We start from the raw sequence: 12,936 nt of genomic DNA, 5'->3' as shown, positions 1-12,936 counted from the left end.
CGGTTTATAGTACACCGTGCACTCCCCCCACGCATGACGAAGAAGTTCGGGGTCTCAGTGCCCGACGACCTCGCGGAGGACATCGAGGAGCCGCTTGAGTACGGCGACAATCGGTCTGAGCGCGTCCAAGACCTCATCCAGTTGGGTCTGGCCGTCGAAGACGCTGCAGACAGCGTCCACATCGATATACCGGACTCGCAGCGGGAGCGAGAGGCCTTCTTGCGGCAGGTTTTCATCGACGCGGACATCTGAGCAGCGATAAACCGCTGAGTGCTATATGGAGTCATCGGTCACCTGTGATCGAATGTACTGCTGTTCGTCTCGCGAACGATGCTTCAACGGAATGCAGGTCGTCAGCGTGCCGTCGGCGGCGGCGAGTAACAGGAGATCCGTCTCCTCGTGGTAGCGCGCGTCTGTCGCCGGCGGTTTGAGATTCGGGTAGTGGACCGGGACGGCGTCGCCCCACGCCGCTCGGGGATCTGCGTTCGGCTGGGGCGACCGCGTCTCCCAGCGCTTGCGGGCGTGCTCCGAGATCGAGATCTCGAAGTATCGCGGTGACTCGGCAGCGCTCATAGCATCACCCCGATCACGAACGCCGTCCCGAGGGTGAGCGCGCAGACGGCCGCGTACGTGAGCCAGCCGGCCACGGTCAGCTGGGCGCGATCGCGGTCGCGCCACACCTCACGGACTCGCGTGTAGAATCCGAGATCGTGGGTGATCCATCGGGCCTGTCGACGTTCGACACCGAGCTCGTCAGCGAGGTCGCCGATCTCGATTCCGCCGCTGGTCAGTTCGTCGACGAGGTCCTCGGTCACCGCGTTGGGGAGATCGATCCCGTCGTCGCTCTCATCAGCCTCGCAGCTGTTCGGGCCGTGGCCCTGGAGCGCTTGCTGACTCTCGAAGGTCTTGCCGCAGTCGCACTCGGACTCCTCTTCATCGTCGACGGCGTCGACGGTGATCTCATCCTGGACGTCGTCGCCATCCAGCACCTCGTTGACCGTCTCGAGGTACTCGGTACTGGGACTAGGCGCGTCGTCCGCGGCGTTCTCCTCGAGGACATCGGGCTCTGCCTCTGACTCAGAGTCGACGTCACTGGTGGATGTGTCCTCGGTGGAGGTGCCGCTTGCTTCTGTCTCGTCTTCGCCCTCGCCGTCGACGGGCTCGACACTGACGAGGCGACCGTAGCCGGGCCCGACATCCGGGACCGGTGCAGCGGGATAGACATCGAATTCCCGGTCGGAGCCTTGCATGGCTGTCGACGCGAGCGTAACACGGCGGGCTTTCCAGACATCACCGCTCGGCGCTTTGAACAACTCTTCGTTGACCTTAGCGACCTCGAACGGCGAGGCCCATTCATATCCCTCGGCCTCGAGTGTGAGCCGATCGCCTTCGCGGACCGACAGCAGCGTGTCGACGATGTCGTTGGTGGTTGCCGCCTCAGACATCTCCCCCACCACACTCGCGTGTGAAACCGTCTCCCACAGGACTACGGACGGACGTTGAGCCGCGTCCTGTGTCAGTGGCCATCCGAATGTCGCTGTTCTTCGCGACCCGGTGGAGAACGCTGGCTCGCCACGCGCTGCCGGTTGCCGCCCGCAGCGCCGCCTTGGCCCTCGGATCCTCGACTTCGTCGCGGAGTGCCTCGAGCTCGGAGCAGATACTGTCGATCGTTTCGACGATCTCGCGCTCGCCGACCAGCAGGCCGCCGTCCGGGGCCTCGGTGATCGTCACGCGGCGCTCGATCGTGCTCGAGCCGCCGTCGACGGGCTCACCGCAGAACGGGCAGTAGCTCCCGGCCGCGGTGAACTCCTTGCCGCAGTCGTCGCAGGTCTGCTCGTAGCTCACGCCACCTCACCTCGGTTGCGGTCGATATCGTCACGAGCATGGACCTCGTTACAGACGCCGCACGAGATCCCGTCGACGCCCCGTTCGTTGTTGATCGCCGAGTGCCCGCACGGGAGTAGCCCGTCACGGTCCTCGCCCTCAAGGATGTCGAGGATCTGTTCGTAGGCGTCGGGGTCGGTCTTCCAGAGGTTCCGCGGCTTCTTCCACTTCGATGAGGTGACGCGGTCGACGAACGTGACGATCTCCTTGTTCTCGAGACCGATCAACTGGTTCGCGAGTTTGTCCGGAATGATCTCGGCAGTCCAGTGCTCGCCGGGCTCGGGGAGCTCCGCGAGCAGGGTGGCGTTCCGGCGGATGAACGGGAGCTGGTCCTTCGGCGTGGTGTCGCGGGGGACGCCGCCGGCGCTCATGCAGTCTCACCGCCGTTGACCGCGGCCTCGGCGCTCTCGCCGGCCCGCTCTCGTTTCTTCTTCGCGATCAGCTTGTTGCACTTCCCGACGAGGATCTGCCGGGTGATATCGTGCTCCTCGTGCTCGATGCGGACGAGTTCTCGGAGCCGGTCGATTTCGGCACGGGCCAGCAGCCCGTGCCACGAGAGGAGATCCTCGTTGTCGACCGCGCGGGCGATCGCCTTCTGGACGTCGTTCTTTTCGACGCCGTTGAGCTTCCGTCCCTCGTAGACGAGGTTGCCTCGAGAGCCCCAGCGAGGGTCCGTCCCTGCGGGGTACTCGTGGACGTTCTCGAGCACCCACTGGTAGACGTCGACCTCGCCACCGTCTGCGAGGAGCTTGCTCGCTGGTTCGAACTCGCCGCCGTCGGGCAGCGTCTCATTGTCCTCGTCGTCGGCCTCGAGGCGAGCGATGCAGCCATGGCACGTCTCCGCCTCGTTGATCCGGCGGGGATCGTGGCGGACGTCGGCGACTGGCGTCTCGAAGATATCGCCGCAGGCGCTGACGTGCTGGCTGCCTTCGAAGTACATCGAGGCGTGCCACTCGTCGTTGAGATCCTGAACCCAGCAGACGATCCCCGCGTCGGCATCGAAGTGCTCCGATGGAAGCCCGAGGCGGTCCTCGAGCTCGTCCATTCGGCAGCGCTGGCAGAGGTAGCCGCGGTTACCGCAGGTCGGGCACGAGGACATCAGGCCTCACCTCGCATGGCCTGGACCTCGTCGACGCGGTCCTGTGCGTCCTCGAGGATCTCGCGGACTTCATCTAGATCTGCGCCGCCGCCGATCGCCGAACCGAGGGCGGTGTCGAGCGTGGCGCGGAACTCCTCAGCGGACATCACGACCACCTCGATTCATCCGCTCGACGCGAAGACCGACGTACGGCGCGACAGCTTCGATGAACTCACGGAGGCTCTCGTAGTCCCAGTCGATTATCGCACGGCCGTCGTAGCCGTGCTGCTCGAAGTCGACCGACGCTTCGACCATGCCCGGGAACGCACGGGCGTCGAACTCGACACTGGGGTTGTGATCGTACTCGACGTTGCGCTCGAGCGTGACATCGCCACCACTTCCCGAGATCTGCAGGAACGCACGCTCGATCTCGAGCGGCTCGTCGAACAGGTCCGCGCCGTCGTGTGGGGCTCGCTTCATGCTTCCGCCCCGCTGTCCTCGAGCGTCGTCTGTTCAGCGCCCTCGTCCTCTTCGACGTCGGCGTCGTCATCGAACGTCGCGATCGGGACGATCTCCTCGTGGATGAACCGGCCAAGCAGCTCCGGCTCCATCTCGGCGGGCTCCCAGATCGCGAGGTAGCCACTCGAGTAGATGACCAGCCGGACATGCGTGTCGCGCCAGAACGTGGTCAGCGCGACGCCGACGTCGGCGTCGGTGGCCTTGGACTTGAGCGCGCCGTTGCCCCACTCGATCGTCGTGTCGTCGAGGTTCGATTCCTGGGTAACCATCTCGACGGTCCACGTCCGGTCGGCGTCGCGCTGGTTCCGGACGAACTCCCACGGCTTCAGTTGGACCGGCGCGATCTCGGGGCCGGCGAACCGCGAGAAGTCGTTGAACGGCCAGTCGGGCTCGTGTTCAAGGCCGCTCGTGTGGGTCTGCTCGGCGAGGATCCAGCCCTCGCCGTCGACGTCGGCGACCCACTCGCTCGCGACGCGGCGGGTGACGTTTCGGGTCTCGGTCTCGATCTCGTGGCCGTCCAGGAGGACGCGTTCCTCTTCTTGCGGGACCTCGCCGGCGACCATTCCCGACTGGATCGTCAGGTCGTCGCCGAGGTAGGTCTGAGTCTCTTCGACCTCGAGGGCACGACCGGTCTGGTCGTGGTGGTTCTCGAGGGGGTCGGCGGCGGCCTCGGCGAGGAGGGCCAGCTGGCCGGCGATCATGCGCGATCGCCTCCGTCGTGCGACTCGACTTCGCGGACTCGCCGCGCGTCCACACTGTGGATATCGCTCGTCTGGACAGCGTGTTCGCGTGTAATCACCTCTTTTCCGGCCTCGTGCGCGTCTGCATAGGTCGGCTCGATGACGGTCTCGTAGAGACGGCGTTCGGTCCAGACACACACTTGGTGGCGACCGTCGGACAGCTCTGTCTCGTACTGGATGGTGTCGGCGGTGACACCGTATTCCTCTTCGATCCGTTCGCGGGCGACTTCCTCGGCCCCGTCGGCCGAGTCAGCGTCGACGCGTGGCGTGTGCTCGACATCGGCGGTGACCGAGACCTCCCACTCGTAGTTCGTGCCGTTCTGCGCCTCGGCAGCGCACTCGAGGTCGCAGTAGTAGTCCGTCTGGCTACAGACGAACGACGGCTCGTCCTCTGGATCGAAGACGTGCATCACGACTTCGCTCGCCTCGCCATCTTCGACCGCTTCTCGGCCGTGCGTCGGGAGCTCCGAGCCACAGCTCTGGCACTTCATCGGCCGTCACCTCCGTCGAACCCGACCTCGACAACGTAGTTGCTCGCGAGCCACTCGTCCTCGCCGTCGCCTTCGATACAATAGCGATGGGCACCGAGCATCGGGCCGCCCTCGAGGGGCTCGAGTGTCTCTGCATGGGACTCGGCGTCGTCGAAGCGCTGGGCGACCTCGAGACGCCGAACGAGTGCGGCCGCCTCGTCTATCTCGCCGTCGTCCCCGAGGCGCTCGAGCGAGCTGCGGATGACGCCTGGAAGGCTGTTGGTACTATTCGATCCGTTAGCGTTTTCGCTGTGGTCTTCGTTCGTGTTCATGGTCACGTCGTTCCGGGAGCGATCGACCTCCCGGTGTGGTCTTCGTTCGTGACCCGCGGACAGCCGGGGCGCGATCAGTTGGTACCTGGGGCGCGCTCCGGCCGTGGCCGCGAGTGTCTGATTCTGCTGTTCGTCCCAAGATACACTAAAAGTGACCCGCGGCGTTTCGGAACAGTGGTCAGCGAGTAAACAGGAACTACCAGTGCTGGTAAGCGCTGTAGCCGCCGGTTTACTATGGCCGCGTGCGGTGTCGTGGATCATGCGTACTTGGGACCTTCTCGAGTCGGGTGCTGGTGGCACCCGGCTCAATGCAGTTGGTTGGCGAGCTATGCGTCTACCGGCTGCTCATCATCAAGGTCATCGAGAAACTCGTCGATCGCCTCTCGGACGATGTGGGATGGGGTGACTGTGTCCCCTGGCTCACTCCGTTCGTGCGCGATTTCTTCTAACCGCTTTCGCCTCTCCGAAGTGATCCGAACGCGGACATCGTCATCGTATGTTTGTCGACCACCCATCGTATCACTGTTACACTGCATCGGTGTTAACTGTTCCGGTGTAACAGTGGACCACGGGCCTAGATATTTAAGTGTAACTGCGTAACAATGCAACTATGGAACGAAGTGAGCGCCTTGCGACGAGTGTGACGCCCGACACGAAGCAGATGTTCAGGGTTCGCGCTGCTGAAAACGGGATGAACATGAGCGAGTATCTTCGTCACTTGGTCCACGAGGACATTGGGGAGGGGCCAGAGGGAAATTCAGCGAAGGCGACAGCAGCGACAGCTGACTAAGGTTCTGCAGTCTCTCGAGGGTCAAATTCGACAGGCGCTTCTAACCCGTCGTCGACAACGGAGTACTGTTTCGCGTTCGTTTCCCCGGGCTTCTCGACCAGGTCGTAGTCAGCCATCTTCGAGAGGTAGTTCTGCGCTTGCCGCCAGCCAACCTCCCGACGACGCCCTTCGAAGATCGCGTCCTTGTGATTCCGATAAGCCTGCTTCATCTCGCTGCCGGAGACGGGCCCGATCGCCCGCAACAGTTCATACAGCCGTTGGTAGGTCACGGGCAGGCTCCGGAGGTTGTCCTCGCGCATCTTCCGTTTCGCCCGTCCGAATCCGTCGGCGATATCGTCTTCGAGGATCGCGTCGTGGTTGCGCTCGAGCGCCAGCTCGGCGCTCGCGAGGATCGTCTTGATCGCCCAGCGGGCTACCCCGCCAGTCTCGTCGGCGATCCACTCGAGCTGTCCGTCGGTGATCGGCCGTCCGACCAACCCCGCTTCGACGCGGGGCTCGAGGATATCGACGAGTCCCTCAAGGTGATACTTCCGGAACTCGATCGCGTTGTCACCGCGGAACTCCGGTCGGAGATCGGGGCCAACACGGTTGAGCCACTCGGTGTCGGAGTGAGAGATTGCGATCACCGAGACGCCGCGGGCTCCGAGAAAATCTCCGAGGACATCCAGGTCCGGTACGACGTCGCCCTCGTCCAGGACGACGACGTACGGCCCGCCGGCGGCCTCGATGGCGCGCAGAAGTTCGCCGTGAGGATCGTTCCGATGGACGACCCCGCCATCGGAGTGTTTGGTCACGGCCTCATAGAGGACCCCGTTGCGTGTCTTGCCGGAACACTCGATATGCGACCACTCGAGGCCGTACTCGTCCCGAAGGTTGTCCAGCAACCACCGCGCTGACGCGGTCTTCCCGACGCCGCTGGGTCCGTGGATCAGGGCGTTTTCCGCACCAAGACCATGCTGCGTGGGGGAGAGCAGGCGCGAGAGTGCGTCAAGCTCGGTGTTCCGGTGGAGAATCGTGGCCGGGTACTCGTCGTCGAACACCCACCGATTCGTAATCATACCTAACGCTATCGATGACTGTCACAAAAGGCGTAATGGGCGGCGTTTCGGAACATCCCGTTCAGCACCCAAGCGATTTATACTTTCAATATCTCAGACATTCTTATGGGGATCATTAGTTGGTACTACCGCACATTCGAGAAGGTTGTCCCGGGGTACTCCGCACCGGACTCGATCATCAACCGTACCGTCGACGAACTGGATGACCCGCCGGAAGACTGGCCACCGGACGCACAGGCCGCGCGAATGAAAGAGGGGCGCGAGATGTTCGGCAGTTGTCCTGCCTGTGGTGCGGATGCGATATGGGCGAAAGAAGCGGTAACTCGTGGGGGAAGCGAAGCGGAATGCAAATCCTGTGACTTCAAGCTAACCTCCGTGTCGGGGCTGGGGTCCGGCCAAGAAGAGTTCGAGTGTGTAGCGGGCCCCGACGAACTCCGTGGCGAGACGAACGCACAGGAGACTTGGAAGAATATGGACGGTATCGCCGTAGAATAGCGACATCCTTTGGACCGAACTCGAGTAACCGCGAAAAGGGAGTTGCTTCTACTCGACGATCGCGACGAGGAACTCGCCCTGCGGCTGGACCGTCGCGATGCCGCAGTCGCACTTGGCGAGAGTCCGGAGGACGCCCGGCGAGACCCGGTCGACCGTGGGCCCAAGGTCGACCTCGAGGACGCGATCGCCGCCGACGTCTTGCCGATCGACCAGGCGGGCGTCGTGGACGATCGGATGCGACGGGACCGCGTCGGCAGCTGCCCGGAGGTCCGCAGTCTGGACGCTCATCACAGACCACGCTCCCTGCACCGCTGTCTGTGGTGGTCGAGCTTCCGCTGCAACCGTGCCGGGGGCTCCGTCATCGTGATCGGGTACGTTCCGATGAACGACCCACACTCGGGGCAGTGCAGCGTGTTACTCATCGTTGTCCTCCAGGTGGTCGGCGATCGCCTTGCAGCGCTCGCGAAGGTCGTCTTTCGTGAGCGGCCGCTCGAACGTGAGCGTGACCTCGACCTCGTCGCCACGGGCCGCCATCACGCGGTCACCTCGTCCCAGACGTCGGCGCGCCTCGCAGCGGCTTCGTGCGCCTGCAGCCACTCGCGGGCCTCGTGGACGGCGGGCTCGACATCTTCGTCGTCGGCGTGCTCGATCCAGACTCCCTCACGGTTCGCGACGGTCGCGCACACCTCTGCAACCAGGACATCGAGGTGGTCTTCGAACGCAGCCTCGAGCGCCTCGACAGCCTCGTCAGTTATGGTGTGGAGATCGTCCCGCCAGCCGTACCGCTCGTCGGTCTCGTCGGCGGCGTACTGTGCGCTCGCGATCGCCTCTGCGTAGTGATGGACGAGTTCATCCCCGTCGTCGACGGTGTGCATCCAGTTCTCGAGAACAGGACTCTCGAACTCGTCGACGCGATCACTGACGGCGTCGCTGACGACTTGGTTCGCCCGGTAGCCCCGGCGCACCATCAGGCATCCCCCTCCTCGCCGGCGTCGGCGGGCTGGATCTCCCGCAGCTGCTCGCTCCACTCGTCGGCGTGCTCGAGGACCTGATCCATCTCCGCAGCGGCGTGGGCCGCGTCGCGCCCCTTGGCCTTGATCTTGATCTCGTCCTGGTCTCGAGTGCCGTTCCCGCGCTTGAGTTTGGCGGTGATCGAGACGCCGGTGTGGATCTGTTCGCGCGTGTCGATCACGGGCTCACCACTGCCGTCGGCGCGGATCTCCCGCCCGGCGACTGCCTCGGCCTCGCGAGCGTGCTCGAGATCCTGCTGGGCCTGCCGTTCGCGAGCGTCGTCGACGCGGGCCTGGAGCTCGCGACGATCGACGATATCGGCACAGCGATCACAGAGACCGCGGGCGTCGAGCGGCCGGGGCGCGTCGCAGCGATTGCAGCCGTTCGGCTCGTGTCCGGTGATCATCGGTTGATCTCCTCGAGGATATCCTGCGCGTGGTCGGCCGCCGAGACGGGGCGCTCGGCCCAGCCACTCTCGTCGTCCTCGTCGCCGATCTCCTGGTCGATGAACGCGATCCAGTTCCGAAGGGCGTCGCCGCCGGCCCCCATCGATCCGAGCACGATACCCTCGGAGTGGAGTATCGGTCCCCCGAGTTCGAAGACCGGCACCGCACCGGAGTCGTCGCGATCGGCTTCGGCTTTCGTGACGACGATCCGCTCGAGCTTTCTATCCACGTGATGGTGGCGTCCTTCGACGTCCTCGCCGATGTACGCGTAGTTCCACGAGCGGCGCTCGAGGACGACGTCGTCGATCTGTGCTTCCTCGGTCGAAACGGTTTCATCCGTTGGGCGTTGTACGCTCATACGCTGGCTTCCTTCCAGCACGGTCGAGGGCGCTCCAACGCCCGTCGGCCAGTTTCTGCGAGAGCCGAACTCCCGTGCTTAGCCATTACTTTGCACTGGTGCATATTAAGTGTTTTGCAGTAGTGCAAACGTATGCATTGGCGCAAACTATTAGTCGCGGGAGAAAGAAGTTTCATTTGCAATGGCGCAAAACCACACACCCAGAATGGGACGGTACCGTGCGATCATGACGGACACGGACCGCGAGTACATCTCGGGTGAGGGCAACCCGTCGGAGTCGCAGCGACTCCAGTCGATCTCACGCGTACGCTCGCGGATCAACGACGAGCTGGCAACGGACATCGAGGTCCTCGAGGAACACCACCCGGAACTCCTCGAGGAGCTGCGGGACGTCGTCTGCGAGGAGCGTGATCCTGATGAATGATGATCTCCCAGAAGCGCCAGACATGGAGGCCATCGAGATTGAGGTAACCATCCGTGATGGCGCATACACACACGATGAGTACACGACGCGTTTCCTGACGACCCAGCGCGAGCTCGAGATGGGCGACCCAGAGGAGGTCGCCCGGATGGGGACTGAGCAGACGCTCAACTCGGCGTTACGTCAGTATCTTGCAGCCCAACGTGGGCGTGATCCCGATGAGTAGCACCCAGTCCACCGACGGCGGCCGAACGATCGACTGGCCTCGAGGCCACGAGCGAACGGACCCATCGGAACGCGACTCCTACCCGGGAGATCTCTCGCCCACGCGCAAGGAGTCGTTCGAGTCGATCGTCGACGAGCTCGAGGCGTGGCAGTTGGCCGCCGACCGCCTCGTCGACCATGACCTCGTTCCCCAAACCGAAACCAGAATTAGTTATCATTCGACGGATGGGCCAACAAGTAAATCACAAATCAAAACAGAGCAATAGATGGCGAGAGGCAAGGATCAGTCGTTGCCCGATTGAATCCGACTTCGAGACATGGCTTCTCGCTACAATTGGGGTTGTACATCGTCAATAGCCATATTGTCGCGCAACCTCAACCCGATCCACCACCGATAGAATTGGAGGATGCCGACGCTGGCCTCTGGCCGGCGTTCTTCCTTTCATCCTGTTATACTACCCGACAAATCATATGCGAAGTCGCAGCTAATTCCGGCGGTATCTTTGGACGATCATCACGAACATCTCCTGGCTGCCGATCGCCTCGCCGAGTACGATGTCGAGTCGCAGGAAACTGTCGACGCATTCTCAATCCAGCTTAGCTAGAAGGAAGGATATAAGAGAGCGCTCTTAGCATACAAACTTAGTTACCAGTTTGACCAAAACGATGTTACAACACCATTCTGATCTTCTGTCGGGGAAACGGATTATGCAATTCATCTCAATTGGAGCTATCGGGGCAGTCATTGAGACGTTTTTTATTGCTCTTCTGACTATAGGAATTATGATCCGACCACTTCCTGCAAAAGCGATTGGAGCAGAAATATCGATATCGCTAATGTTCATTCTGAACGATCGTTTTACGTTCGCAAATCAAGGCTCAGTCTCAGTGAGGGGGTTTATTCGTCGATGGGGTCGGTCACATCTTGTACGACTTGGAGGCCTTACGGTTGCTTTCAGCGTTCTGTGGGTACTTACAGCAAGGACAGATATTGAATTCATCATTAATGGCGCAGATGTATGGCCGACAATTGCGAACCTAATCGGGATTGGAATCAGCTTGGTTCTCAATTATGTCGCAGAGAGCCTGTTCACGTGGCAGATCAAAGCACCATGAATAAACCAACTCAGAATATCTCAAACGCCGTACAAAAGGCGTCTGGGAGAAGATATTCGATTATCCGTCGACTCACACAACCAAAGAACATCGTTTGGCCACTCACAAGTCTAATCTTTCTTTGTGCCAGTGTCTATACAGTTTCGTTACATAATTCATTCAAAACTGGTGCTCTTGATCTAGGACAATACGTAGGTGCGTTTTGGACAACACTTCACACTGACCAATTCTTTTATTCACCACTCCTTCAACAGTCGTATTTCGCACGTCACTTTGCCCCAATAAATTTTGTGACAATCATGTGGTACTCTGTATTCTCAGGGCCAGAGTACCTTCTTATTTTCAAGTCACTGCTTTTAGCCCTTAGCTTTGCTATGCTTTGGTACGTTGCCGATAAAGCACTAGATTCGGGTTGGTTAGCACTGGGTATTGCTTTTGGATTTATATCAAATAGATATTTGGTTGAAGCTTGGCTTTTTGATTATCAAGAACAGGTATTCCTCCCTGTTCTCCTGTTCAGCCTTTATTTCGCATACAAACAGCGGGCATGGAGAGCGTTCACAATCCTTAGTATTCTCACCTACCTTACGAACGAATTCATTGTAATTCTCTTTGTTCCGTTCCTTTTGGGGCTTGCTTTGGAAGAATGGCACGTGAATGGGGATTCAGTTACTGCCCGGCGCTTGCTTCTCCTCGCTGGCGTAGGAGTTTTGTATTTTGGATTTACAGTCTGGGCAATGGAGTATTTCTCACAAGCCGGTCAGGCACAATTTGGGACGGCTTCTCCCTCACAGATATCACAGTTCACCAACCCAGAGGTATTGATTTCACAATTAATAGATGGGGCAGCTTTCAAAATTGAACACCTAATTTTGTTCTTAGCACCGATGCTGTTTATTGCGTTCTTGGATATAACCTTCATTTTTTCTTTATCCCCTTATCTACTTTATGCTTGGTTGCTTACTTCTCGAAATGTATACGCTGGATTCGGAGCACATTATTCGTTGTATATTCTCCCATTTGCTGCGATTGGGTTAGTGAGAGCTTTGGAGAAGATGAATTTATCTCACTCAACAAAACGCTATCTAGCCCTCACAATGGCAGTTATGGTTGTATTCCACGCTGGCTTGGGTGCGGTTTTTGTGGTTCAGACTGAGCAAGTGCCTGATTCGGATGAACATATAGATGCCATCAATCAGCAGATCGAACTAGTACCCGACGATGCATCTATATCAACTCTGTCTAATCTCCAACCTCATCTCGCTGAGAGAGAACATAGCTATATGACACCACCTCACGGAGAATTACCTGATTATGTCTTAATCGACACCACCTCGTATGGGGATTGGTATAGTTTTGATCTCAAATCTTTCAATCTCGCAGACAATTACGCACTTGTAAGCGCTAATGACGGTGTTTGGTTGTTCGAACGAAACGATATAGATCAAGCAAATCAGGTTTCCGCGTCACAATCCATACCGATATCCAGTTTTGAGGTGCGTGGGGCTCAGATCAGTGATGGGATGATTGTACGAGACGATCCATCGAAAGCAAGCACGGTCTGGTATGGTCCGTACCAAAAACTACCTGGTGGCAATTACACAATCACCTATGAAATACGCGTTAAAGGCGACGGTTATCTGAAAATAGACGCAGCATCAGGTAATGGGAAAGAAGTGCTTAAATCCAAGCAAATCTCGCCTACAGACAAATGGACAACTCAGTCACTCTCATTTAATCTTGAGGAACCGAACGAAAACCTTGAATATCGAGGTATCGCAAACGGACAGGTGACTGTTGAAGTGAAAAATATAACAATAACCCGTCATAGATGACCTGATGTTGTAAGGACTTCTGATCGATTGTGGGTATTCAATGACAGGCCATTCACTTCGGTAGCTTAATATATAACCAGTACGGAAATTGCCGCTATGTTAGCTGAGGGGGTTGTGGAATCATTAACGCATATCGGTGAGAATTCGACCTATATCGG

24 protein-coding genes are annotated in these 12,936 nt (G+C 59.4%); 9 read left to right on the top strand and 15 right to left on the bottom strand.

Annotation, left to right across the window (positions count from 1 at the left end):
* Positions 1-33 precede the first annotated feature (33 nt).
* The gene (locus tag FGF80_RS10240; RefSeq protein WP_138653810.1) at positions 34-252 is read left to right on the top strand and encodes a hypothetical protein; all 219 of its coding nucleotides are present in this window, start codon (positions 34-36) and stop codon (positions 250-252) included.
* A gap of 21 nt (positions 253-273) precedes the next feature.
* Here FGF80_RS10240 and FGF80_RS10235 read toward each other — a convergent pair whose 3' ends face one another.
* From FGF80_RS10235 to FGF80_RS10195, 10 genes are read right to left on the bottom strand one after another with little or no spacing between them, the layout of a single operon-like run.
* Positions 274-573, bottom strand: coding sequence for a hypothetical protein (locus FGF80_RS10235; RefSeq protein ID WP_138653808.1), 300 nt, complete (start codon positions 571-573; stop codon positions 274-276).
* Complete coding sequence (locus tag FGF80_RS10230) at positions 570-1,445, bottom strand: C2H2-type zinc finger protein (RefSeq protein WP_138653806.1); 876 nt, start codon at positions 1,443-1,445, stop codon at positions 570-572. The genes FGF80_RS10235 and FGF80_RS10230 overlap by 4 nt, the downstream gene beginning before the upstream one ends.
* Entirely contained in the window at positions 1,438-1,845 is a 408-nt protein-coding gene (locus FGF80_RS10225; RefSeq protein ID WP_138653804.1) for a hypothetical protein, read from the bottom strand. The genes FGF80_RS10230 and FGF80_RS10225 overlap by 8 nt, the downstream gene beginning before the upstream one ends.
* Positions 1,842-2,255 (bottom strand): hypothetical protein, encoded by a 414-nt coding sequence (locus FGF80_RS10220; RefSeq protein WP_138653802.1) that lies wholly within the window; start codon positions 2,253-2,255, stop codon positions 1,842-1,844. The genes FGF80_RS10225 and FGF80_RS10220 overlap by 4 nt, the downstream gene beginning before the upstream one ends.
* The gene (locus tag FGF80_RS10215; protein ID WP_138653801.1) at positions 2,252-2,983 is read right to left on the bottom strand and encodes a hypothetical protein; all 732 of its coding nucleotides are present in this window, start codon (positions 2,981-2,983) and stop codon (positions 2,252-2,254) included. Before FGF80_RS10215 ends, FGF80_RS10220 begins: the two co-directional genes overlap by 4 nt.
* Complete coding sequence (locus FGF80_RS19160; RefSeq protein ID WP_175417017.1) at positions 2,983-3,129, bottom strand: hypothetical protein; 147 nt, start codon at positions 3,127-3,129, stop codon at positions 2,983-2,985. The genes FGF80_RS10215 and FGF80_RS19160 overlap by 1 nt, the downstream gene beginning before the upstream one ends.
* Positions 3,119-3,442: a hypothetical protein gene (locus FGF80_RS10210; RefSeq protein WP_138653799.1), complete on the bottom strand. Its 324-nt coding sequence runs from the start codon at positions 3,440-3,442 to the stop codon at positions 3,119-3,121. The genes FGF80_RS19160 and FGF80_RS10210 overlap by 11 nt, the downstream gene beginning before the upstream one ends.
* A complete protein-coding gene (locus FGF80_RS10205; protein ID WP_138653797.1) occupies positions 3,439-4,182 on the bottom strand; it encodes a hypothetical protein in 744 nt (247 codons plus the stop codon). Before FGF80_RS10205 ends, FGF80_RS10210 begins: the two co-directional genes overlap by 4 nt.
* Positions 4,179-4,712 carry a hypothetical protein gene (locus FGF80_RS10200; RefSeq protein ID WP_138653795.1) on the bottom strand — a complete coding sequence of 178 codons (534 nt, stop codon included), beginning with the start codon at positions 4,710-4,712 and terminating at the stop codon, positions 4,179-4,181. The genes FGF80_RS10205 and FGF80_RS10200 overlap by 4 nt, the downstream gene beginning before the upstream one ends.
* Positions 4,709-5,023: a hypothetical protein gene (locus tag FGF80_RS10195; RefSeq protein WP_138653793.1), complete on the bottom strand. Its 315-nt coding sequence runs from the start codon at positions 5,021-5,023 to the stop codon at positions 4,709-4,711. Before FGF80_RS10195 ends, FGF80_RS10200 begins: the two co-directional genes overlap by 4 nt.
* Positions 5,024-5,331: 308 nt before the next feature.
* On the opposite strand from FGF80_RS10195, the gene FGF80_RS19155 reads away from it, so the two are divergent.
* On the top strand, positions 5,332-5,472 hold the full coding sequence (locus FGF80_RS19155) for a hypothetical protein (RefSeq protein ID WP_175417016.1): 141 nt from the start codon (positions 5,332-5,334) through the stop codon (positions 5,470-5,472).
* Positions 5,473-5,633: 161 nt separating this feature from the next.
* A complete protein-coding gene (locus FGF80_RS10190) occupies positions 5,634-5,813 on the top strand; it encodes a hypothetical protein (protein WP_138653791.1) in 180 nt (59 codons plus the stop codon).
* Here the strand turns inward: FGF80_RS10190 and FGF80_RS10185 are convergent.
* The gene (locus FGF80_RS10185) at positions 5,810-6,871 is read right to left on the bottom strand and encodes a Cdc6/Cdc18 family protein (protein ID WP_138653789.1); all 1,062 of its coding nucleotides are present in this window, start codon (positions 6,869-6,871) and stop codon (positions 5,810-5,812) included. The two genes, FGF80_RS10190 and FGF80_RS10185, sit on opposite strands and share 4 nt — an antisense overlap.
* Positions 6,872-6,976: 105 nt before the next feature.
* Here FGF80_RS10185 and FGF80_RS10180 point away from each other — a divergent pair, with 105 nt between their 5' ends.
* Complete coding sequence (locus FGF80_RS10180) at positions 6,977-7,366, top strand: hypothetical protein (RefSeq protein ID WP_138653787.1); 390 nt, start codon at positions 6,977-6,979, stop codon at positions 7,364-7,366.
* 48 nt (positions 7,367-7,414) lie between these two features.
* Here FGF80_RS10180 and FGF80_RS10175 read toward each other — a convergent pair whose 3' ends face one another.
* The 4 genes from FGF80_RS10175 to FGF80_RS10160 form a co-directional block, all read right to left on the bottom strand.
* Positions 7,415-7,654: a hypothetical protein gene (locus FGF80_RS10175; protein WP_138653785.1), complete on the bottom strand. Its 240-nt coding sequence runs from the start codon at positions 7,652-7,654 to the stop codon at positions 7,415-7,417.
* Positions 7,655-7,899: 245 nt separating this feature from the next.
* Positions 7,900-8,334 carry a hypothetical protein gene (locus FGF80_RS10170; protein ID WP_138653783.1) on the bottom strand — a complete coding sequence of 145 codons (435 nt, stop codon included), beginning with the start codon at positions 8,332-8,334 and terminating at the stop codon, positions 7,900-7,902.
* Positions 8,334-8,783, bottom strand: coding sequence for a DUF7389 domain-containing protein (locus FGF80_RS10165; RefSeq protein ID WP_138653781.1), 450 nt, complete (start codon positions 8,781-8,783; stop codon positions 8,334-8,336). Before FGF80_RS10165 ends, FGF80_RS10170 begins: the two co-directional genes overlap by 1 nt.
* Entirely contained in the window at positions 8,780-9,181 is a 402-nt protein-coding gene (locus FGF80_RS10160) for a hypothetical protein (protein WP_138653779.1), read from the bottom strand. The genes FGF80_RS10165 and FGF80_RS10160 overlap by 4 nt, the downstream gene beginning before the upstream one ends.
* A 205-nt stretch (positions 9,182-9,386) precedes the next feature.
* On the opposite strand from FGF80_RS10160, the gene FGF80_RS10155 reads away from it, so the two are divergent.
* From FGF80_RS10155 to FGF80_RS10135, 5 genes are all read left to right on the top strand, one after another.
* Positions 9,387-9,605: a hypothetical protein gene (locus tag FGF80_RS10155; protein ID WP_138653777.1), complete on the top strand. Its 219-nt coding sequence runs from the start codon at positions 9,387-9,389 to the stop codon at positions 9,603-9,605.
* Positions 9,598-9,828, top strand: a complete 231-nt coding sequence (locus FGF80_RS10150; protein ID WP_138653775.1) for a hypothetical protein — start codon at positions 9,598-9,600, stop codon at positions 9,826-9,828. The genes FGF80_RS10155 and FGF80_RS10150 overlap by 8 nt, the downstream gene beginning before the upstream one ends.
* Entirely contained in the window at positions 9,821-10,093 is a 273-nt protein-coding gene (locus FGF80_RS10145; protein ID WP_138653773.1) for a hypothetical protein, read from the top strand. The genes FGF80_RS10150 and FGF80_RS10145 overlap by 8 nt, the downstream gene beginning before the upstream one ends.
* Before the next feature lie 400 nt (positions 10,094-10,493).
* The gene (locus tag FGF80_RS19910) at positions 10,494-10,943 is read left to right on the top strand and encodes a GtrA family protein (protein WP_138653771.1); all 450 of its coding nucleotides are present in this window, start codon (positions 10,494-10,496) and stop codon (positions 10,941-10,943) included.
* Positions 10,847-12,778, top strand: coding sequence for a DUF2079 domain-containing protein (locus tag FGF80_RS10135; RefSeq protein WP_138653769.1), 1,932 nt, complete (start codon positions 10,847-10,849; stop codon positions 12,776-12,778). Before FGF80_RS19910 ends, FGF80_RS10135 begins: the two co-directional genes overlap by 97 nt.
* Positions 12,779-12,936: the final 158 nt, after the last annotated feature.

The sequence above is a fragment of the Natrinema pallidum genome (genome assembly GCF_005890195.1).
Taxonomy (GTDB): domain Archaea; phylum Halobacteriota; class Halobacteria; order Halobacteriales; family Natrialbaceae; genus Natrinema; species Natrinema pallidum.
This window is presented reverse-complemented; position numbering and strand designations above follow the sequence as displayed.